Below are 21,095 nucleotides of genomic sequence, written 5' to 3'. Positions count from 1 at the left end.
ACCGGCCGTTGCTTGCCAGTAGTGATACCAAGGGCGGGGCGCAACAAGCGTTTAACTCGCCTTTGCCTTCAATTCCACCGGGCGAAAGGCTTCGGGTAAAAGTTCCGGCAATTCGGCAATGCTAGGAATGATGTGCGTGGGTTTGTAAGAGTACAGATCCACTTCGCTTTCTTTCGTGCCACCAGAAAGAACCAGTACGGTTTGATAGCCCATTTCCACGCCGCCGATAATATCGGTATACATGGTATCACCCACCATCACCACATCTTCGGTGCGTAAGCCCAGCTCCTTCCGTGCAAGCCGCATCATAATTCCGCTGGGTTTTCCCAGGTAGAAGGCCTGTCTTCCCGTAGCTTTTTCGATCATGGCGGTAATCGCACCGCAACCGGGTCGAATGCCGTCTTCGGTGGGGCAGCTTGCATCCAAATTGGTGGCAACCAGTCTCGCGCCGTTCGCCACAAAGCGGGTGGCTTTTTCCAAGGTTTCAAAGTTGAGTAATCGTCCTTCGCCCACCACGACATAATCGGGGTTCTCATCGACAATCGAAAACCCGCTGGCATGCAGGGCCAAACTTAAACCCCCTTCGCCAATAACAAATGCGGTTCCATTGGGCTTTTGCGTGGCCAGGAAACGAGCAGTTGACATGGCGCAGGTAAAAATATGTTTTTCCGTTGCTTTGATTCCCATTTTATTCAGTTTGTAGGCTATATCGCGACGGGTTTTCTGGCTGTTGTTGGTAAGGAAAAGCACGGGTATATGATTTGTGATCATGCGGTTGATAACCTCAACTGCACCGGGTATGGGTGTCGAACCGCGATAAACAACACCGTCCATATCCAATAAGAAACCGTAAGGGTAAGACATAATAAACTCCTTTATCTATTCACAGCGAAGCACGGGTTAACGACCGGGCGTTCAGAGCAGATCAATAACAGCGCGTGGTAACCGCCGTACTCTACGGTAGGTGTTCAGCAACATTTACACCATGTCGGATTTTTCATTCGGTTTTGTCGGCGTTTTGGGATGCGTGCGCAATTTAGGACGGTTGACGCGCCTAAGTTGTGATTGTGCTTGGTCAGCACTTGGCAGACAAAAAGAAAGTGCGCACCAAAAGTGGGCAATATAAAACATAAATAGTGCTGCAGCAGTGCGCAAGGAGCGTTCGGCTTTGTCAACGGTGGGAAAGCCTAACCAAAAGCCAAGATGGGACAACGGCTCACCGGCCTGTATCAAAACGTAAAAGCCGAAGAGTTAAAAATATCGCGTATTTTTGATCGTTAGCTATCTTCAGATGTTCTTAGACGATTGGGGCTATAGATATATAGTGATGCTAGTGCCTTTAGCACGCTATTTGTTCTGCGTTACTGAGTCGGGATCGATTTTCTCGGAGGCAATATATTCAGGAAACCGCACCATTTATTTCCAGCGTTATAGGAGGTCCCGATAGACACTCTCTTCACCCGGCAATGCTTTTCTAAACCGTTTGTACTCCCACTGATACTGTTCTGGGCACAGCGCCACCACCTCTTCCACCGCTTTATTCATCGCTGTAACGGCTGTTTCTTCATCTTTGCTAAATATTTCCTGGGGAACATCCTGAAAAACCACTTCAAAGCCACCCGGTCTGCGAAGCGCGGCTCCGGCTACAACACGGCAACCGGTCTTTTCAATTAGGCGGCAGATCAAGGTCATGGTAAATGCGGGCTGGCCGAAAAAATTGGCAAACCGCCCTCCTGCATCCGCAGGTACTTGGTCGGGAAGTATGCCGCTCGCGGCACCACGCTTTAAAAACTTTAAAACCCCCGCCACGCCTTTAACATCGGTAGGTAATAATTTGGCACCATACTTTTCACGACCTTTTGTCATCAAGGGCTCAAGAAAGGCCTGTTTGGGAGGTTGGTAGAGGCTAACCATATCCCGTAACGTAGAGGCATAAAGCCCCAACACTTCCCAATTGCCAATATGGGGGGCGAGTAAAATGACGCCACGCTGGTCGCCCTCTTCACCCACAAACAACTCGGCGCCCTTTACAGCGACCACCCGCTTCATCAACCACTCACGGGGCTTTTGCCAGACCAGTAAAATTTCTATCGACAGTTTGGCCGATTCCAGCACGCTGGCTCGCACCATTTGTCGCTGCTCGTATTCACTCAATTCTGGAAAACACAATTCGATATTACGGTGCGTTACCTTGACCTCTCGCGGGTTCAGGCGCCAAGCTAAACGGCCAATTCCAGCACCCAGAAAATGTGCAACCGATAGCGACATCCACCCCAACAGAGTCAGTAGTCCAAGAATAATTCGGGCTTTGATACGGCTCACCTCTACTGTCAAAATTGCATGTTATATAATGAACGGGTTAAGCGGAATATGTAAGTGCTCACTCACATTTTTAAACCCGCGATGGCTGATTATCCCCCATACCGGTATAATTGCCGACCTTTAAAATCCATCAAGAGCATTCAACGTGTCTAATCCCGATGTTTCAACTTTTCAGGGCCTTATCCTGGCGCTGCAACAATACTGGGCTGAACAGGGCTGTGTAGTCTTGCAACCACTCGATATGGAAGTGGGCGCCGGTACTTTTCACCCCGCAACCTTTTTGCGTGCGATCGGCCCGGAAACCTGGAACAGCGCCTATGTACAGCCCTGTCGCCGCCCCACCGATGGCCGCTACGGCGAAAACCCCAACCGTTTACAGCACTACTACCAATTTCAGGTAGTGCTTAAACCTTCACCGGACAATATTCAGGAACTGTACCTGGGTTCGCTGGAAAAGCTGGGAATAGACACGAAAGTACATGATATCCGTTTTGTGGAAGATAACTGGGAATCGCCTACCCTCGGCGCCTGGGGCCTGGGCTGGGAAGTGTGGCTAAACGGCATGGAAGTCACGCAGTTTACTTACTTCCAGCAGGTCGGCGGGCTCGAATGCTACCCCGTGACCGGCGAAATCACCTACGGTATTGAACGTATCGCCATGTACCTGCAAAACAAGAACTCCATCTACGATCTAGTCTGGACCATCAGCCCCGATGGTACCGAGGTAACTTACGGCGATGTGTTCCATCAAAACGAAGTGGAAATGTCCCACTACAACTTTCAGCACGCCAATGTGGAATTCCTATTCCACACTTTCGATGTGTGCGAAGCGGAATCCACCAAGTTGATTGAAGCGGGCCTACCGCTACCCGCTTATGAAATGGTTATGAAAGCCTCCCACGCCTTCAACCTATTGGACGCACGCCAAGCCATTTCGGTGACCGAGCGCCAACGCTTTATTCTGCGTGTCCGCTCCCTGGCCCGAAATGTGGCCCAGGCCTATTTCGATGCCCGCGTGAAACTGGGCTTCCCTCTGGCACCCGAAGGACTTCGGGAAGAAGTGATGAATCGTGTTAAAGCCGAGGCGGGAGAATAAGCATGGCACACCAATTTTTAGTTGAACTGGGTACAGAAGAGCTGCCACCAACAGCGTTAAAACATTTGTCCAAGGCGTTTGTTCAGGGCGTTGAAGCGGGCTTGAAGGCCAAAAAATTATCTTTCGATTCCGTTAAGCCCTACGCCACACCTCGCCGTTTGGCCATGTTGGTGGAAGGTCTGGCAGAAAGCACTCCAACCGAAACGATCAAAGTCTGGGGGCCGCCCGCCAAAATCGCTTTCGATGCCGATGGAAACCCCACCAAAGCCGCAGAAGCCTTTGCCAATAAAAACGCTATTGCCCTTTCCGAGCTAAAGAGCGAAAACGACGGCAAGATCGACAAACTGGTTTTTAGTAAAACCGCCGGTGGTGAAGCTGCCGAAGATTTACTTGCCGATATTGTCGCCACCTCATTAGCTAACCTGCCCATCAACAAGCGCATGCGCTGGGGTGCCAGCCGTACCGAATTTGTACGTCCGGTTCACTGGTTGGTAATGATGCTGGATAACCGGGCGATGGAGGGCGAAATCCTCGGTCTGAAAGCAGGCAACAAAACCCGGGGCCACCGCTTTCACTACAACCAGGAAATCGAACTTTTAAACGCCGCCGATTACGCTGCAACTCTGGCGAATACCGGAAAGGTCGTTGCCGATTTCAGTATCCGCCAGGCAGAGATCGTCAAGCAGGTTAACGCAGCCGCTCAGACACTGGGCGGCACCGCCGTTATCGATGCCGATCTTCTCGACGAAGTTACCGCACTGGTTGAATTCCCCGTGGCACTGGCCGGAAAGTTTGAAGAGAGCTTCTTGTCGATTCCCTCCGAGGCACTGGTATCTTCTATGAAAGAACACCAGAAGTATTTCCACCTCGTCGATAACGACGGACAGTTGCTGCCCAACTTTATTACGCTGTCCAATATCGTCAGTGAAGATCCCGCACAGGTTATCGACGGTAATGAGCGCGTTATTCGCCCCCGCCTTGCCGATGCCGCTTTCTTTTTTGATACCGACAAGAAAACCACATTGGTGGCTCAACGCGAGCGCTTAAAAACCGTGGTGTTCCAAGCCAAGCTGGGCACCATTTTTGATAAAACCGAGCGTATATCCAGGCTCTCCAAATTGATCGCTGAAAAAATTGGCGAAAGCGGCACCCTTGCCTCGCGCGCAGCCGAGCTGTGCAAATCCGATTTGGTCAGTAATATGGTTTATGAATTCCCGGATATGCAGGGTATTGCCGGTTACCATTACGCCCAGAACGATGGTGAAGATGCCGAAGTCGCACAGGCTATTAACGAACAATATATGCCCAAGTTTGCCGGTGATGAGTTACCCGCTACGGCAACAGGTTCAATTATCGCGCTTGCCGACAGGCTGGATACGATTACGGGTATATTCGGTATTGGCCAAAAACCTACCGGCTCAAAGGACCCCTTTGCCCTACGCCGTTCATCGCTAGGTGCGCTTCGTATTTTGGTCGAAAAAGAATACGACCTGGATTTGCGTGAACTCATTTCTGCCGCTGCGGAGAACTTTAACGAGCTCAGTAATACCAATGTTGTGGACGATGTTATCACCTATATGATCGAACGTTTCCGAGCTTGGTATGAGGAAGCCAATATCTCTGCCGAGGTTTTTCAGGCGGTAAGCGCCAAAGGTCTGTCTACACCGCTGGATATTAACAACCGCGTTTATGCCGTTGCGGAATTCAGCAAACTAGCAGAAGCCCAAGCACTGGCCGCCGCCAACAAACGCGTGTCTAACATCCTGGCAAAAATGGATCACAAGCCCGCTGAAACTGTAGACCATTCACTGCTAAGCGAAACGGCAGAAAAAGCACTGGCAGAAAAGTTGGCGCAACTAGAAGCGAAAGTTAAGCCCCTCCTCGATCTTGCCAACTATACCGATGCACTAAAACTGCTGGCGGCGTTGCGCCAGCCCGTCGATACTTTTTTTGATGACGTTATGGTTATGACCGATGACGACAAAGTACGGGAAAATCGTTTGGCGCTATTACAAAAGCTTCGGCAACTGTTTTTAGAGGTAGCGGATATTTCTTTGCTCGCAGTTAAGTAAATGATCGGGGGCTCCAAAGGCCCCCGATTGTAGAATACTGGGCAAAACAACGCGGACCACGCCGTGCCGGGTTTCAACGCCGACAGACACGACAACCGGTCTGCTTTGTCCTGTAACATTGGCGATAACTCTAAGGTATTTCCCCTGTACCGGCCGTCACAAAAGAACAGTCTTAGTAAATTAAATCCAGCCAGTGGAAACTGTTAAGCGTTATAACTAAAGGGTAAAAACACTTGTTTATTAAACTCCGCTCGTTTCTTTTCTCCGTTCTATACAATCTTTCCGGTGCGCTATACGGGATAGTATCGGTACTGCTACTGCCTCTTCCGTTAAAAACGCGGCATAAAATTATTGTCAGTTGGACCCATCTGGTGGTATTTCTCGTTCGTGTCATTTGCGGTATTCGCTATCAGGTTATTGGTACAGAATATCTGCCTACGAAGGATAAGCCCGTTATTGTGCTATCAAAACACCAGAGCACTTGGGAAACTCTGTTTCTACAGGGCTTATTCTGGCCCGCGTCTACCGTCTTGAAGCGAGAGCTTTTACGTATTCCCTTTTTCGGCTGGGGCCTGGCGGCATTGCGACCTATCGCTATCGACCGAAGTAATCCACGTTTAGCCCTAAAGCAGGTAAAAGAAAAAAGCTTAAGACGAATTAATAGCGGCTACAATATTCTTTTGTTTCCAGAAGGTACGCGAATTCCGCCGGGCGAAAGAGGCAGGTACGCACGCAGTGGAGCGGATATCGCGGTAGCAACAGGTATTGATATCGTCCCAGTCGCCGTTAACTCAGGGCTCTTTTGGCCAACAAAAAAATTGGTTAAACAGCCGGGCTGTATTTCAGTGGTTATCGGCCCACCGATTTCACCCCAGGGCAAAACCAGTAAGGCATTAATAGAAGAAGTAGAAAGCTGGATCGAATCTACCATGACATCATTATAAGGATTTATAACCATGAGCAACCCCCAATTCACCTTAGCCCAGTTTGGCCTGCGCCTACTGTTCGCGTTGATTCTTGTACTGTGTAGCTACAATCCAACTGGCTATTCTTTCAGCCACTGGCTAGTGCAAACCTTTCCGTCTATTACTCCCGTACTTGCTGTTTCGGGCGTTGCATTGCTTATTGGCTGGGCCATTTACCTGCGCTCAACTTTCCGATCCCTGGGTGTAATTGGCCTAACGCTCGCCGCGTTATTTTTTGGTTGCGTTATCTGGCTTTTTGTCGATCTAGGCTGGCTAAGCCTCGATAACGTATCTGTATTTAGCTGGGTTGTTATTCTGGTGTTAGCGGTAATGCTGTCTTTGGGCATTTCCTGGTCTCACATTCGTCGCCGTATTACCGGTCAAGTGGATATGGACGACGTAGATAACTAATGAAATTTAAGGCAGACCTACTTTTTGCCGGTGTGCTCGTGGCTTTTTGTTCATCCTGTGCCACGTCAATGCTCGTTCATGACGGAAAAACACGTAAGCAACAACGCGAAGAGCAGGGGGAGAACCCGCGCGTAGTACACGATGGCACAAACCCCGACATCCTCGAGGCCATTGCCGCCGATATTAAATTTATTAAAGAAGTTCTCAGTAAGGTAGACAGCAAAGTCGAGGAAAGCAGCGAACATCCCGTCGATCTAAAACATAGAGGTGCCGAAGCTTTGGATTGCCAAGAAGAGGGTTCAACAAAGGTGTGTACAACAGAAAAAGGCTGCTGGTGTGACCCCAGCGATTAAGCTCTTCTCATCAGCCCTTAAAAATACCACTCTGTCCAATGCCATCAAAGACAAATTGAACAGCAAGCGCGGCAAGTAAAACACCGATAACACGGGTAACGACATGCATGCCCGTTACACCCAGCATTTTGTGTATTTGTCCTGCCAGTAATAAACACATTAAGGTAAAAACCAACATCACAATAAGTGAAAAAATAACAGTCGCCTGAATCGCAACATTCCCTTCCGCGTTAGCCATTAACAGAATTACCGCACCCATTGCGCCCGGCCCGGCGATTAGCGGCGTCGCCAGGGGGAAAACCGCAATATCCCGTTTGGTTGTCGCTTCCGCAACCTCTTCTTCTGTTGTAGAGGTGCCTCCAGATGAGCGGGCAAAAACCATATCCACCGCCATTAGTAACAGTAAAACCCCGCCGCTGGTTCTTAATGCAGCAAGTGAAATGCCCAGGCTTTTCAGCAAGAACTCACCAATCAACGCAAAGGTCAGCAGAATCCCCGCAGCAATTAAGCTGGCGCGTATCGCTAGCGTACGGCGCTCTCGAGAGGTGGCGACAGGCGTCAAAGCCGCGAACATTGCCGCAACATCAATAGGCCCAATGGTGGCAAAAAAGGTGGTAATACTGACTATGGCCGTTTCAAACATATCTGCCTTTTTACTCTAGTTGCGGCATTAGAATACTTTTCATTCTGCCATGGTTTTCGCTACCGCTTTCCTTTGCTTTACGCAAAGTCTCAGCCATAGTGTTGGCCATAACTTCATATTCTTCAACTTTAAGCTTCTCAATTACATTCCGAAGATCGTTCAGCTTTTTTAGTGATAGCCTGGATTTTTCCGATACAAGATCACTTTCCTTCACTGCCTCCAACAACACCTCTGTAATCAAACCTAACTGAGTTCCATAGCTGGCTTTGTTAAAAGCTTTTTCCTCAATCGTTTTATTACCAGATTTTTCACTAATGCCCTGAAAAAACCAACTGGGTGCTATTCGCTGAGCAACATCACCACTTAAAGGATAATGAAACTGCGGCGCCCAAAACCAAAATAACCACGGATACATGCTACTACCCTCCTTGTACTCACCAACAAGATCATTACGCCTCTTCCGTATGAAAGAAGCGCTCATATTCATTCAAACATTCTGGATTTGCGATCGCTTCTTTATTGGTAACCAGCTGTCCGTTAATAACTCGTGTAACTACCAATTCTATCTTTTTCCCAGAACGGGTATAAGGAATATCCTTTACCGAAAATACCTGTCTCGGAATATGCCTAGGTGTTGTATTAACTTTTATACGCTGTTTAATCTCTGCAATCCTTGCTTCGCTAAGCGTTTCGCCCGCTTTCATTTTCACAAACAGAACCACATCGATATCACCATCCACCTGTTTGCCAACACAAACCGTATCTTCAATATAGTCCAGCGTTTCCGTCTGCCGATAGACCTCGCTAGTGCCAATGCGAACACCACCAGGATTTAAAGTCGCGTCACTCCGCCCAAAAAATATAGCGCCACCCCTGCCGGTAATCTTAATAAAATCTCCGTGATACCAGATACCCGGGTAAGTATTGAAATACGCTTCCTTCAATTTTTGATTATCTGGATCATTTAGAAAATGAATAGGCCTGGAGGGAAAACTTTTCCGACACACCAGCTCACCCTGAACCTCAATAACTGTTTTTCCGCCTTCCCCCAGGCAGGCCACATCCATTCCAAGCCCCGCACATTGAAGCTCTCCCCTGTATACAGGTAGCACCGGATTGCCCAGGAAGAAACAACCGATTATGTCAGTACCACCGGAAATACTTGCCAACAAAACATCACGTTTTAAGCGGTTGTAAACAAAATCATATTGCTCCGGCAGCAGCGGTGCGCCGGTACATAAAATCGTTTCCAACGGCGTAAAATCAAGTACCTTAAGGTCCGTTTTACTGTTTTCCAATGCCTTTAAATATTTAGGTGACGTACCAAAAATATTAATATTTTCCTGGCCAATCAAACTAATAAAACCTTCGTAGCTAGGATAGGCCGGGCTGCCCTCGTAGAGAGTAGTTGTCCCGCCAAAAAATAGCGAACTTACCAGCCAGTTCCACATCATCCAGCCACAGGTGGTAAAGAAAAAAATGTTTTTCCCCTTTTGGTGATCGCTGTGTAACCCCAACTCTTTAATATGCTGTAACAATACGCCGCCTGTGGCGTGAACAATACACTTGGGTTTCCCTGTGGTCCCGGAAGAATACATAATGTAGAGCGGCGCTGAAAAAGCGCGAGGCTGGTATTGGATTTCGGTATTCGTTTCCCCGAAGGTTTCTGCTTGCCACATTTCGGCGAGCGGCACCTTGCTAATATCCGGCTGCTTATCGTAGCGGTCGATAATCACCACTTTTTCAATGGAATCAATTTTCTTAACGATCTGTTGGACTTTTTCCAAGCAATCAAAATACCTGCCGTTATACTCGTAGCCAGCGCACGCCACCAAGACTTTGGGCAACGATTGCCCAAAGCGATCGACAACACCATCTATTCCAAAATCTGCGCTAGTTGACGTAAACACGCCACCACTAGCGGTTGTAGCCAGCATAGCAATAACCGTTTCAGCTATATTCGGCATGTAGCAGGCCAGCACATCATCCTGCCGTAAACAGCCCGCAATTTGAGCCTGAAAACCCGCCACCAATCGTTTTAAAAGCCCATAGGTATACTCGCGCTTACTACCGTTTTCCAATAGTGATTTAAGCGCCAACGTATTCTCACCGCCCCGCTCTAACAAATTTTCGGCAAAGTTGAGCTGAACATTCGGAAACCAGCCGTAACGCTCAAACGAAATATCCGTCACTTCTGGGTACAGATCGCCCTCGAATGACACCTGGAAATAGTCGACTAACTCACGCCAGAAGTTGCCTGGCTGGTCAATGGAGAATTGATAAAGGGAAGCGTAATCCGCATGCGACAACCTATATCGGCTGTGGATATAGTCGATAAAGCGCTGCATTTGCGAGTTGTTTGAGCGAGTTTCGCTGGCTTGCCAAAGCATGGTAAAGCTCCTGTTAGCAGAACTTCACAGAACCGGACATCAGCTGTGCTGGTGAGGCGGATAATGCAGTAATGATAGCCGATTATATGCTGCGTTACAGCATATCTATTGACTTAAATTTGATCATTCTTTCGCAGAACCGCTATACCGCGTTTTACAAGCGCCAGAATGGCACCCAGTATTGCGCCATAGAGATGGGAATCCACCACCACTGGCGCTCCCATGGCATCTTCTATATAACCCGCACTGTAAGCCGACGTTTGCTCATAGATCAGCTTGCCTATAAGGGCTACGACGGCCAATACCACCATCGGTCGGCGAAATAGCTTATCGTCAAAAATCGCTGTCACCAGAGCGAGTGCCAACAAGCCGTGCAAAACCCCGGATAGGCCCGCGTAGTAAGCTAAACCCGGATTGAGCCAGTAAAACAGCGCGCTGATCCCCATACTCAGGCTCGTAACAGCGAACCACCAAAACCCGCTGCGAAACAAGCCTTTGAATAGTTGTAGGATGAGGCACAAGCCCACAGCATTTAAAATACAGTGCGTCATCCCCAGGTGCACGATGTGAGCGCTAAATAGGCGCCAAACTTCTCCACTCTCCAGACCAGTGCGCTCATACAGCAACCAAGGATTAAGCCACTCACCTAGTGCACCTAAAAAAAACAGTACCGTTAATGCGGGCAATATTTGGAAAACCAGTATCGGATTGATAGTATGCGTGGGCGATGGATAGGACATATACAGTTTCAGTTTTGAACAATTCTTTTCCATTATCCCGACTGGTTTACCTGAATGCCAGTTTTGACCGCGCTTTCCTTTTTACTACAGGTTGTTTTCATGGCATCTATTAACGAATTAAAGGAGCGCAGCTCATCACAGTGTGAGCTTTGCGCGTCCGACACCAATCTCTCCCCCTTTGAAATCCCCGGCGACAACATTAGCGATAAAGACCTGTTGTTGTGCAATACCTGTCTCGAACAGGTTTCCAACCCCTCCTCAATGGTTGAGAGCCACTGGCACTGCATCAAGGATTCCATGTGGAGCCCTTTACCAGGCGTTCAGGTAATGGCTTGGCGCGTAATGAAAAAGTTTAATTCATCCAGCTGGGCAGCCGACTTACTTGAACTGTTCTATATTGATGAAGACACGCTTGCCTGGGCGCAAAGCGATCCCGCTTTTTTTGAGGAGATAATTACCACAAAGGACTGCAATGGCGCAAAATTAAAAGCTGGTGATAACATCACGATAATCAAAGATCTGGATGTAAAAGGCGCTAACTTCACCGCCAAGCGCGGCACAGCGGTAAGAAATATTTCTCTTACCAGTAATCCTGAACACATCGAAGGGAAAGTCAACGGTACCCGTATCGTGCTTTTAACTTGCTATGTTAAAAAATCATAAAACGTTTCTAAGCTTAGGTTTCTTGGCCTTTGCTTTACTGCTTAGTGTTTCCGTTCTTGCACGTGTCATTCCCGCAAACGATACGACGTTCCATTATCAGGGACGTATTGATTTCAGCAATTCATCTGCGCCAGTTGTCGTATGGCAGGCATCAATTGTCGCCATAGAATTCAGTGGGCCGAAGCTGCAGCTGGGTTTTAGTGGGCTTGAAGGACAGGCGTATTTTGATGCAGAGATAGATGGCGTAACGTACCTGCTGAAAGGGCAGAATGGCTGGATTGAAAGTCCGGTTAAGCTGGATGACGGCTGGCACAGCATCACCTTATTTAAGCGAAACGAAGCAAGCACCGGCCATATCGCTTTTAAAGGTATTAAAATAGATAACCGAGAAAAAACAAAGCGGCCACAGACCAAAGATTATACAACCCGCTTTATATTCTATGGCGATTCCATTACCGTCGGCGCCTGTAACGAAGATGAGCCCACAGCAGACCAGTGGAGTGATTATTCCACACACAACAATGCAAAAAGCTACGCGACTCTGGTTGCCAATGCATTCGACGCAGATTTCCGTAATATAGCAATTAGTGGCATCGGCATTTCTGTCGGCTACCAGCCCTACACCGTTGACAAAGTTTGGAACCGTTACTACCCCGATCCGACATCAGAAATCGCAAAACCCAGCTACTTTAAACCCGATGTCGTTTTCGTTAATTACGGAGAGAACGACGACTCATTCTCCAAAAATAACAATATGGAGTTTCCCGCGGATTACGCCAGCCGCTATATCGAACAAGTAAAACGCCTGCGTACTACCTACCCCAACAGCAAAATCGTTATTTTGCGTGGAGGGATGTACGGTGGTGCAAAAAGCGAAAGGCTAATTAAACCCTGGGAAAAAGTAGTTACCGCCCTGGAAGCAACGGACGAGAACATTTACCACTATGTGTTCAAGCACTGGCACAACCTACACCCACGAGTCAAAAACCATAAGATCATGGCCGATGAATTAGTTGTTTGGCTAAAACAGAAAAATTGGTTCTAAAATACGAGGCCTGATGTATATCAGGCCTTTTTTAATTGCGCCTAATGGCCTCCACTCAACTTTTCCAATAATGGAAATTTTCCCGTAAAGTTTGCGTCATAGACTTCACCACTTGCACTCATTAAAACGAACAGGCTGCGTTTTTCTGCGTTATTTTCCACGGCAACAATATAGTATTGAGGACGATTTTCCTGAATACTCGCAGCAGACATTTGCAGTAACTTCCAACTGGGAGCCAATTGCCCAAACTCCAGGCCAACATCTCTTGTCGAAAATTCAACCACAACCACCAGTGCAATTTCCCTGGCTTTTATTTCATCAATCGGATCGTGAACATGATTCTGATGTGCAAATACTTGAGAGCAAAAAGTGCCAATCAAAAAACCAAAAATCATTATTATTTTATTCATTATTTTGCTCGCCTTTTGATTTTTCATTTAGAAATATACGTTTTGGGTACGATTGTAAAACGCTCGCTTTAGCCGTTTCTTCGTGGGCATGATGGTGATCATCTGTATTTAGAGGAAACTCATCGGGAAAGCTACTGTGCTGATAGCTGTGCAACTGCATTAAAAACAAGGCGCCGCCGGCAAACAATAAGACAGTATTAGTTACTCGACTGAACACATCAAAGCTCTGCCTTTTTCTCCAACCGGCCAATATCAGCATCATAATAACAAGGGCAACAATTTGCCCCAATTCAACGCCGATATTAAATGCAATTGCCTTCACGATAATATTTTCTTGCCCCAGCGGTAGTTGCTGCAGACGGGTAGATAAACCAAAACCGTGAATTAGTCCAAAGCCAAAGACCATCATTAATAAGTTTGGCGATGCTGATCGAAAATAGCGCTTAAATCCATCCAGGTTTTCAAATGCTTTATAGCAGACCGTTAGCGCAATGACCGCATCAATTAAAAAATAATTCGCTTGCCAGCCAGCCAGCGTAGCACCAATTAAGGTAATCGAATGTCCGAAAGTAAACGCGGTAATAAACTTTAAAATGTCTTTAACATTATCCAGAAAAAAGATAACGCCAAAAAGAAAAAGCAGGTGATCATAGCCGGTAAGCATATGCTCACCACCCAACAGGATGTAATCAAAAAATCCCGCCTGCTGCATGCGCAATTGATCTTCAACAGAAACACCATGGCTCCAACACAAACCACTGATTAAACTGATACCTATCATCGTTATTATTTTTTTCATTTATCACAAACATCCATTGAAAGGTCTAGTTGCAGTTATATGTTATGTCAGATTTTTAATCTGAATAATCCGCTCTACACTTGCTCGCATCCAAACCTTTTCATTAAGATCACAAAAAATTTCGTTAGAAGTAGAAATACTCACACAACGAACGCTTAATAAATACAAAAAAACGAGCTATTAAACTCGTTTTTAGATTGTATAGATTCTCAATTACAAAAGTAAATGGGTACTATTCTGTTTTACACATCCAAGTTCGCAACGGCCAAGGCATTGGTTTCGATAAACTCTCTACGCGGTTCAACCTGATCGCCCATCAAGCAGGTAAATATCTGGTCGGCGGCTATAGCGTCTTCTACGGTTACCTGTAGCATTCGGCGCGTTTCGGGATCCATTGTAGTTTCCCACAACTGCTCGGGGTTCATTTCACCCAACCCTTTATAGCGCTGGATGTTATATCCCTTCTTCGATTCATTCATAATCCAATCGAGTGCTTCTGCAAAGCTGGATACCTCGCGCTTGCGGTCACCTTTGGCGACGTAGGCGCCCTCTTCAATTAATCCGTCCAGTTGCTCGCCTAACGAACGAATATGTGCGTAATCACCCGAGGCAAATAGCTCGGTATTCAATCGTACCTCGTGGGCTACGCCGTGTGCTGTAACGGTTATCAGTGGAAGGTATTCGCCACGCTCCTTATTTTCAATCGCCGTAACGCTAAAAGCATGGGTTTTGGAGTTACTATTAAGTACATCCATACGCAGTTGTAATTCTGTAATCCATGCCTCTACCGTTTCCAGCGATGACATGGTCTCCGCCGCTAGTGTTGGCATATGAACAAGCTCTTGCAGTACTTCTTCCGGGTAAAGGCGCGAAAGCTTACTGATAATGGCCATGGTGAAGCGGTAATCGCGAACCAGAGCCTCTAGCCTAGCGCCGGCCAACGCAGGCGCATCGGCAGAAACGTGAAGTTGAGAGCTATCCAAGGCCGCGCTGGTGAGGGTGTCGGTTAGAGCCTCATCATCTTTAATGTACTGCTCTTGCTTACCTTTGCTGATCTTGTACAGCGGTGGCTGGGCAATATAAATATGCCCGCGTTCAATGAGTTCACGCATTTGACGAAAGAAGAACGTCAATAACAAGGTGCGAATGTGTGAACCATCCACATCGGCATCCGTCATGATAATAATACTGTGATAACGCAATTTGTCCGCATTAAACTCTTGCGCACCAATGCCGCAACCAAATGCGGTAATTAGTGTTCCCACTTCGACACTAGATAGCATTTTGTCAAAACGGGCTTTCTCAACATTAAGGATTTTACCTTTTAACGGCAAAATCGCCTGGGTACGACGATCACGCCCCTGTTTTGCAGAACCACCAGCCGAATCACCCTCCACCAGGTAAATTTCAGATAGCGCTGGGTCTTTCTCCTGGCAGTCTGCCAACTTACCCGGCAAACCAGCAATATCCAGTACCCCTTTTCTGCGCGTCATCTCTCGAGCCTTTCTGGCTGCTTCGCGGGCTCTAGCCGCCTCTATCATTTTACCCACTATGGCTTTGGCTTCCTGTGGGTTTTCCAATAAATACTCGTTAAAGGAAATGCCCATTTCCTGCTCTACCGCCGTCTTCACTTCAGAAGAAACCAGTTTGTCTTTCGTTTGCGAAGAAAATTTAGGGTCCGGCACTTTCACAGACACAATAGCGGTCAATCCCTCCCGGGCATCATCTCCGGTAGTATTTACCTTTTCTTTTTTGCCTAGCCCTTCACGTTCAATATAGCTGTTCAGTCCACGAGTTAAGGCCGCACGAAAACCGGCTAGGTGTGTACCGCCATCCCTTTGGGGGATATTGTTGGTATAGCAAAAGATATTTTCCTGGAAACTATCGTTCCACTGCAGCGCCACTTCTACGCCCACGCCGTCTTCTCGCTGGGTGGAGAAGTGGATGACTTTGTTAACAGCCGTTTTGTTTTGATTAAGGTAAGCAACAAAGGCATGTAGGCCGCCTTCATATTCATAAACCTCTTCTTTTCCGGAACGTTCGTCCTGTAGAACGATTCGAACGCCGGAATTCAGGAAGGATAACTCCCGCAAACGCTTCGCCAGTTGCTCAAAATGAAACTTGATGCTGGTAAAAGTTTCTCCTGAGGGGAAGAAATGAACCTCTGTACCACTAGCATCTGTTTCACCAATTACGGCCAGGGGTGCCTGGGGAACACCATGTTTGTAGACTTGCTCAAACACCTGCCCTCCACGACGAATGGTTAGTTTAAGCTTTTCAGAAAGCGCATTTACAACCGAAACACCCACGCCGTGCAAACCACCAGAAACTTTATAACTATTATCGTCAAATTTACCGCCCGCGTGCAGTACCGTCATAATAACTTCAGCTGCCGACACCCCTTCTTCGTGCATTTCAGTTGGTATACCACGGCCATTATCCGATACAGATACAGTCTCATCTGGGTGAATGACCACCTTAATTTCGCTGCAGTGCCCAGCTAATGCCTCATCTATTGAATTATCGACCAATTCGAACACCATATGATGCAAGCCAGTACCGTCATCTGTATCGCCGATATACATTCCAGGACGCTTGCGTACAGCATCCAAGCCTTTCAATACTTTAATGCTCGACGAGTCGTAATTGTTTTGTTCGCTCATAATTCGAATCGGTCTCTTAGTAGTCTTTTATGTGAAATCATGAATTTCGCCATGTTTCACGTGAAACATTTTTAAATCATCCAAAACAGGGCCATTCCAGCACTCTGTGATAGCGCGCGAGTCGATAGCCGTTACAAACACCTGGGATTCCAATGCCTGAATCGCGTTACCGATCACTTTTAAGTTGCTCAGATCAAGCTCAGAAGGTAAATCATCCAACAGGAAAACCGGCCTTTTCTCGGTCAATTGGTGAAAGACTGAAGCTTCTGCTAAAAACATGGAGACTATTACTGATTTCTGTTGCCCCCGAGAGAGTAACTCTACAGCGGGTGACTTACCCGCGTTAATTTTTAGATCGGAGCGATGAGATCCAATACTGGTATAACCCAGTCGCAAGTCTTTCTCTTCTGACTGCTCCAACTGTTCCAAATAATTCGCACCTTCCTTCCACCCGGACACGTACTGTATATCTACAGACTGGCCACCATCAGAAAACACAAAGTCTGCTAATGCGCTATGAAACGCCTGTTTAAACGGCGTGAAGACCTCCGACCGCATCTGCTCTAGGCCTTCGGCTACTTGAGCGATCTCTCTATTCCATGGAGCAATTTCACTGGACGCAATTTTACCAGAACGCAGCAAACTATTCCGATGTTTGATGCACTTCGAGTATGCCTTCCAACAATTCTTGTAGTCATGTTTCACGTGAAACACTAACCAATCAAAAAATTGCCGCCTATAACGGGAGGCGCCTTCTAGCAACTGGAAGGAGTTCGCATTCAAAACCAGTAAAGGTAGGCGTTGTGCAAGCTCTGCTGAGGTATGAACCGGCAGGCCATCTATTTTAATAGCAAACTTTCCGTTGGACGACCTAACCACTCCCATTCTGTGCTCGAACGGCTGCTCGTCCTCATCCTGAACCAAACCAAAGATCGTAAACTGAGATCCATCGTGATTGATCAACCGTCGGTATTTGTGCGTTCGAAAAGAACGACCGTGGGCCAAGACGCTAATGGATTCAAGAAGAGAGGTTTTACCGGAACCGTTCACGCCTACAATAAGGTTAATAGCCTCGCCCGGCTCGATTAGAGCCGTGCGAAGATTGCGAAAGGATTCTATAGATAACTTTTTAAGTGAGGGCATATACTGCTACTAGTCGAGCAGGAAACACATTATGTTGTGTTATAGCCGCATCGGCATCACAACATAGGCGGAATCTGAATTCTCTGGTTCTTCGAGTAATGCAGAGCTGTTAGAGTCGGCCAGTGTTAGTTTTATATTTTCGGAGTCCAATACGTTGGTTACGTCCTGTAAATAACTCACGTTAAAACCTACTTCCAGAGCGTCGCCATTATAGTCTACAGCGACCTGATCCTGAGCTTCTTCTTGCTCGGGGTTGTTGGCAATAATGGTCAATAATCCCGACTCCAACTCAAGACGTACCCCACGATACTTTTCGTTAGATAGAATTGATGTGCGCGCAAATGCCTGTTTAAGGTCTGCTCTATTACCCAATACCACCTTATCACCACCTTTTGGCAATACACGCTCGTAATCGGGGAATTTTCCGTCGACCAGTTTAGATGTGAAGGTGTAGTCGGTTGTCGCGGCTCTAATATGACTGGAGCCCAGCGAAATTTCGACGGATTCTCCACTATCGTTTAGCAAGCGCGAAAGCTCGATCACACCTTTGCGCGGCAAAATCGCCTGCTTGCTATTTTCAGAGTTAATATTAACCGGGCGCGTACACATCGCGAGGCGATGGCCATCGGTTGCGACAACGCGCAACTCGTTAGGACGAACTTCCCACAACATGCCATTTAAGTAGTAACGAACATCCTGCTGTGCCATTGCAAAACTGGTACGATCAATCAAACGCTTTATCTCTTTTTGCTCACAAACAAACTGTATATCGTTTGCACCCTGCTCTACCGCAGGAAACTCATTGGCCGGCAGCGTGGACAAGGTAAAGCGCGTTCTCCCACTTTTAACCGTAACCTTTTGATCTTTAAGAGAAAATTCTATTATTGAACCTTCGGGAAGTGCCCGACAGATATCCAAAAACTTCTTCGCTGGAACGGTAATCTCCCCGTCACCTGGAGCTGAATCCAACTGCACGCGACCAACGATCTCAACTTCCAAATCTGTACCCGTTAACGACAACTGACTGTCTTCGATAACCAACAAAACATTTGCCAGTACAGGCAGCGTCTGGCGGCGTTCAACAACACCGGCAACCAGCTGCAAAGGTTTAATTAAAGCTTCACGCGAAACGGCAAATTTCATACTGCTTCTCTTTATAAGTTTGAATTTTAGCAACGATGGCAGATTGTACTATTCAGGCAAAAAACTTTCGCTTACTGCTCCCTAACTGGTGAGGGTTCGCAGCAGGTTTTTAACATCTTCACGAATATCGCTATCAGATTCCTGCAGCTCTCTTATTTTTCGACACGCATGTAAAACAGTCGTGTGATCTCGCCCCCCAAAGGCGTCACCAATTTCCGGCAGACTGTGATGAGTCAAATCTTTTGCCAAATACATCGCTACCTGCCGCGGCCGAGCAACTGAACGGCTGCGACGCTTAGAAAGTAAGTCGGAAACCTTGATTTTATAATACTCTGCGACTACACGCTGTATATTATCGATACTAACCAGTCGATCCTGAAGTGCCAATAGATCTTTTAACGACTCTCGGACCAAATCTACAGATATTTCACGCCCCGTAAAATGTGAATTCGCAATCACTCTCTTCAAAGCACCTTCAAGCTCACGTACGTTTGAGCGAATTCGCTGAGCAATAAAGAACGCCGCATCATTGGGTAAGGGGACTGAAACCGACTCGGCCTTGCGCTTTAAAATAGCAACGCGCGTTTCCAGTTCCGGCGGTTCAATAGCGACGGTTAAACCCCAACCGAAACGGGATTTTAAACGCTCCTCTAGGCCATTAATTTCTTTCGGATATTTATCGCAAGTCAGAATAATTTGCTGCCCACCTTCCAACAATGCGTTGAATGTATGGAAGAACTCTTCCTGGGAGCGCTCTTTCCCAGCAAAGAACTGAATATCGTCAATAAGTAGAGCATCGACAGACCGATAGTAACGCTTGAATTCGTTAATAGCGTTTAACTGCAGGGCCTTAACCATATCAGCAACAAAGCGCTCAGAATGCAAGTATACGACTCTAGCGCCAGGCTTTCGCTCCATCAAGGCATTACCCACAGCATGCATCAAGTGCGTTTTCCCCAACCCAACGCCACCGTATATAAAGAGAGGGTTGTAAGAACCACCGGGGTTTTCGGCAACCTGGCTAGCTGCAGCCAAGCCCAATTGATTGGATTTACCTACAACGAAATTCTCAAAAATAAAATTGGTGTTAAGGTTATGCTTGTGCTGAATACCGCCCTCTACGTCCTTCCTTTTTACCCGATCTGCAGAGAACTCTCCAAAATTTTCGACTATCCTCTGAGAATGCCCGGTATCGCTAAGAAGTGTTGCAGCCCCTCTAAACTCATCTGAAATAACGGGCTCCCGTGGGGACTGAGGTAATACTGGTCTTAGCCCTAGGTCGATATGTGGATCTTCAGTAACCGCAGCGGGCTCGGGCACAACAACAGGTTCGCGCTTAATTTGTACCTCAAATCCTGTATTACTACGTGGGGCAACGGCAATTTCAATCGTTCGAAATTGATCAGATTGCTCCGCCAGTATTTCTTCAATACGATTTTTAAATTTATCGTTTACCCAATCGAGTACAAAACGGTTAGGTGCGAGCAAGCTCAATCGGTTACCCGAACAATCTGCCACCCTTAGTGGTCTTATCCAAGTATTAAACTGTTGAGCGGGTAGCTCAGTCTGCAAAAAGGAAACACACTGCTCCCAACTTGTTTCGGACAATTCAGTACTCCATAACCGCGTAAATAACGATCCGAACAATGCCAAAACCGGATTGTTGTATCGACTATATAAAAAGAAAATGAGTTGCAATTCACTCAGAAAAACAACGCCTAGCCAACCCCACAACAATAACGGGCTGGCTTTACAGCCAGAGAAAAAATTCGAGTTGTTCGCTAGCGCTAAATAGCGCTTGAACACACTATTCTACGAAGTTCGACCAGTTGTTACTTTAAGCGCCATATCACTTAAGTATTTATCAACAAGCGGCGGTCAGTTTACTCCAGTCATGGTGTTTTATCCACAGCGCGTTCACCCAAAAAACAGCTGATACGCCATTTTTCTGTTTGTATTCAATCAGTTAAAAATAGGATATGTCCAGTTATTCAATCTGTTTATATCTTTTTAAAATATAATCAAAAAGACGATACCTGTGGATATGTCTGTTTATATGTTTTGGATAAGCTGTCAATTGGTGCGCTATTCCTTGAAAAACGACCACTATCAACAACACCTAAATAAATCGAGACTCGCTATTAATACCCAGCAATCACTAAATCGATTGATTTTTCCCGGCCCCTTCTATAAAATCGCGCGTCCTTCTGGGGTCTGGTGTCAGATTCTGAATAAAC

General features: G+C 46.9%; 19 protein-coding genes. 7 read left to right on the top strand and 12 right to left on the bottom strand.

Annotation, left to right across the window (positions count from 1 at the left end; genetic code table 11):
• Positions 1-51: 51 nt before the first annotated feature.
• Together H5715_RS16180 and H5715_RS16175 are read right to left on the bottom strand one after the other, a co-directional pair.
• The gene (locus tag H5715_RS16180) at positions 52-864 is read right to left on the bottom strand and encodes an HAD-IIA family hydrolase (protein WP_075184739.1); all 813 of its coding nucleotides are present in this window, start codon (positions 862-864) and stop codon (positions 52-54) included.
• Positions 865-1,428: 564 nt separating this feature from the next.
• Positions 1,429-2,322 (bottom strand): lysophospholipid acyltransferase family protein, encoded by an 894-nt coding sequence (locus H5715_RS16175; RefSeq protein ID WP_075184740.1) that lies wholly within the window; start codon positions 2,320-2,322, stop codon positions 1,429-1,431.
• Between the two features lie 145 nt (positions 2,323-2,467).
• On the opposite strand from H5715_RS16175, the gene glyQ reads away from it, so the two are divergent.
• From glyQ to H5715_RS16150, 5 genes are all read left to right on the top strand, one after another.
• Positions 2,468-3,418, top strand: coding sequence for a glycine--tRNA ligase subunit alpha (glyQ, locus tag H5715_RS16170; RefSeq protein ID WP_075184741.1), 951 nt, complete (start codon positions 2,468-2,470; stop codon positions 3,416-3,418).
• Between the two features lie 2 nt (positions 3,419-3,420).
• Positions 3,421-5,490: a glycine--tRNA ligase subunit beta gene (gene glyS, locus H5715_RS16165; protein ID WP_075184742.1), complete on the top strand. Its 2,070-nt coding sequence runs from the start codon at positions 3,421-3,423 to the stop codon at positions 5,488-5,490.
• A gap of 233 nt (positions 5,491-5,723) precedes the next feature.
• Positions 5,724-6,434 (top strand): lysophospholipid acyltransferase family protein, encoded by a 711-nt coding sequence (locus H5715_RS16160; protein WP_246434584.1) that lies wholly within the window; start codon positions 5,724-5,726, stop codon positions 6,432-6,434.
• Positions 6,435-6,446: 12 nt separating this feature from the next.
• Positions 6,447-6,866: a DUF6524 family protein gene (locus H5715_RS16155; protein WP_075184743.1), complete on the top strand. Its 420-nt coding sequence runs from the start codon at positions 6,447-6,449 to the stop codon at positions 6,864-6,866.
• Entirely contained in the window at positions 6,866-7,219 is a 354-nt protein-coding gene (locus H5715_RS16150) for a hypothetical protein (protein ID WP_075184744.1), read from the top strand. Before H5715_RS16155 ends, H5715_RS16150 begins: the two co-directional genes overlap by 1 nt.
• Before the next feature lie 10 nt (positions 7,220-7,229).
• Here the strand turns inward: H5715_RS16150 and H5715_RS16145 are convergent, their stop codons facing one another.
• From H5715_RS16145 to rrtA, 4 genes are all read right to left on the bottom strand, one after another.
• A complete protein-coding gene (locus tag H5715_RS16145) occupies positions 7,230-7,862 on the bottom strand; it encodes a MarC family protein (RefSeq protein WP_075184745.1) in 633 nt (210 codons plus the stop codon).
• 10 nt (positions 7,863-7,872) lie between these two features.
• On the bottom strand, positions 7,873-8,277 hold the full coding sequence (locus H5715_RS16140) for a hypothetical protein (protein WP_075184746.1): 405 nt from the start codon (positions 8,275-8,277) through the stop codon (positions 7,873-7,875).
• Between the two features lie 34 nt (positions 8,278-8,311).
• Positions 8,312-10,252, bottom strand: a complete 1,941-nt coding sequence (locus tag H5715_RS16135) for an acetoacetate--CoA ligase (protein WP_075184747.1) — start codon at positions 10,250-10,252, stop codon at positions 8,312-8,314.
• Between the two features lie 113 nt (positions 10,253-10,365).
• Entirely contained in the window at positions 10,366-10,992 is a 627-nt protein-coding gene (rrtA, locus tag H5715_RS16130; RefSeq protein WP_075184748.1) for a rhombosortase, read from the bottom strand.
• A gap of 99 nt (positions 10,993-11,091) precedes the next feature.
• Here rrtA and H5715_RS16125 point away from each other — a divergent pair, with 99 nt between their 5' ends.
• A complete protein-coding gene (locus H5715_RS16125) occupies positions 11,092-11,655 on the top strand; it encodes a PhnA domain-containing protein (protein ID WP_075184802.1) in 564 nt (187 codons plus the stop codon).
• A complete protein-coding gene (locus H5715_RS16120; protein WP_075184749.1) occupies positions 11,639-12,700 on the top strand; it encodes a GDSL-type esterase/lipase family protein in 1,062 nt (353 codons plus the stop codon). The genes H5715_RS16125 and H5715_RS16120 overlap by 17 nt, the downstream gene beginning before the upstream one ends.
• 41 nt (positions 12,701-12,741) lie before the next feature.
• On the opposite strand, the gene H5715_RS16115 is transcribed toward H5715_RS16120, so the two are convergent.
• The 6 genes from H5715_RS16115 to dnaA all read right to left on the bottom strand — a co-directional run bounded on the left by H5715_RS16115 (position 12,742) and on the right by dnaA (position 20,466).
• The gene (locus H5715_RS16115) at positions 12,742-13,110 is read right to left on the bottom strand and encodes a DUF6488 family protein (protein WP_075184750.1); all 369 of its coding nucleotides are present in this window, start codon (positions 13,108-13,110) and stop codon (positions 12,742-12,744) included.
• Complete coding sequence (locus H5715_RS16110) at positions 13,103-13,909, bottom strand: HupE/UreJ family protein (protein ID WP_075184751.1); 807 nt, start codon at positions 13,907-13,909, stop codon at positions 13,103-13,105. The genes H5715_RS16115 and H5715_RS16110 overlap by 8 nt, the downstream gene beginning before the upstream one ends.
• A 242-nt stretch (positions 13,910-14,151) precedes the next feature.
• A complete protein-coding gene (gyrB, locus tag H5715_RS16105) occupies positions 14,152-16,572 on the bottom strand; it encodes a DNA topoisomerase (ATP-hydrolyzing) subunit B (protein WP_075184752.1) in 2,421 nt (806 codons plus the stop codon).
• Positions 16,573-16,599: 27 nt separating this feature from the next.
• Positions 16,600-17,715 carry a DNA replication/repair protein RecF gene (gene recF / locus H5715_RS16100; RefSeq protein WP_075184753.1) on the bottom strand — a complete coding sequence of 372 codons (1,116 nt, stop codon included), beginning with the start codon at positions 17,713-17,715 and terminating at the stop codon, positions 16,600-16,602.
• A 39-nt stretch (positions 17,716-17,754) separates the two neighbouring features.
• Positions 17,755-18,858 (bottom strand): DNA polymerase III subunit beta, encoded by a 1,104-nt coding sequence (gene dnaN / locus H5715_RS16095; RefSeq protein WP_075184754.1) that lies wholly within the window; start codon positions 18,856-18,858, stop codon positions 17,755-17,757.
• 81 nt (positions 18,859-18,939) lie between these two features.
• The gene (dnaA, locus tag H5715_RS16090; protein ID WP_075184803.1) at positions 18,940-20,466 is read right to left on the bottom strand and encodes a chromosomal replication initiator protein DnaA; all 1,527 of its coding nucleotides are present in this window, start codon (positions 20,464-20,466) and stop codon (positions 18,940-18,942) included.
• Positions 20,467-21,095 lie beyond the last annotated feature (629 nt).

Origin of the sequence: Teredinibacter haidensis, from assembly GCF_014211975.1 — a bacterium.
Lineage (GTDB): Bacteria > Pseudomonadota > Gammaproteobacteria > Pseudomonadales > Cellvibrionaceae > Teredinibacter > Teredinibacter haidensis.
This window is presented reverse-complemented; position numbering and strand designations above follow the sequence as displayed.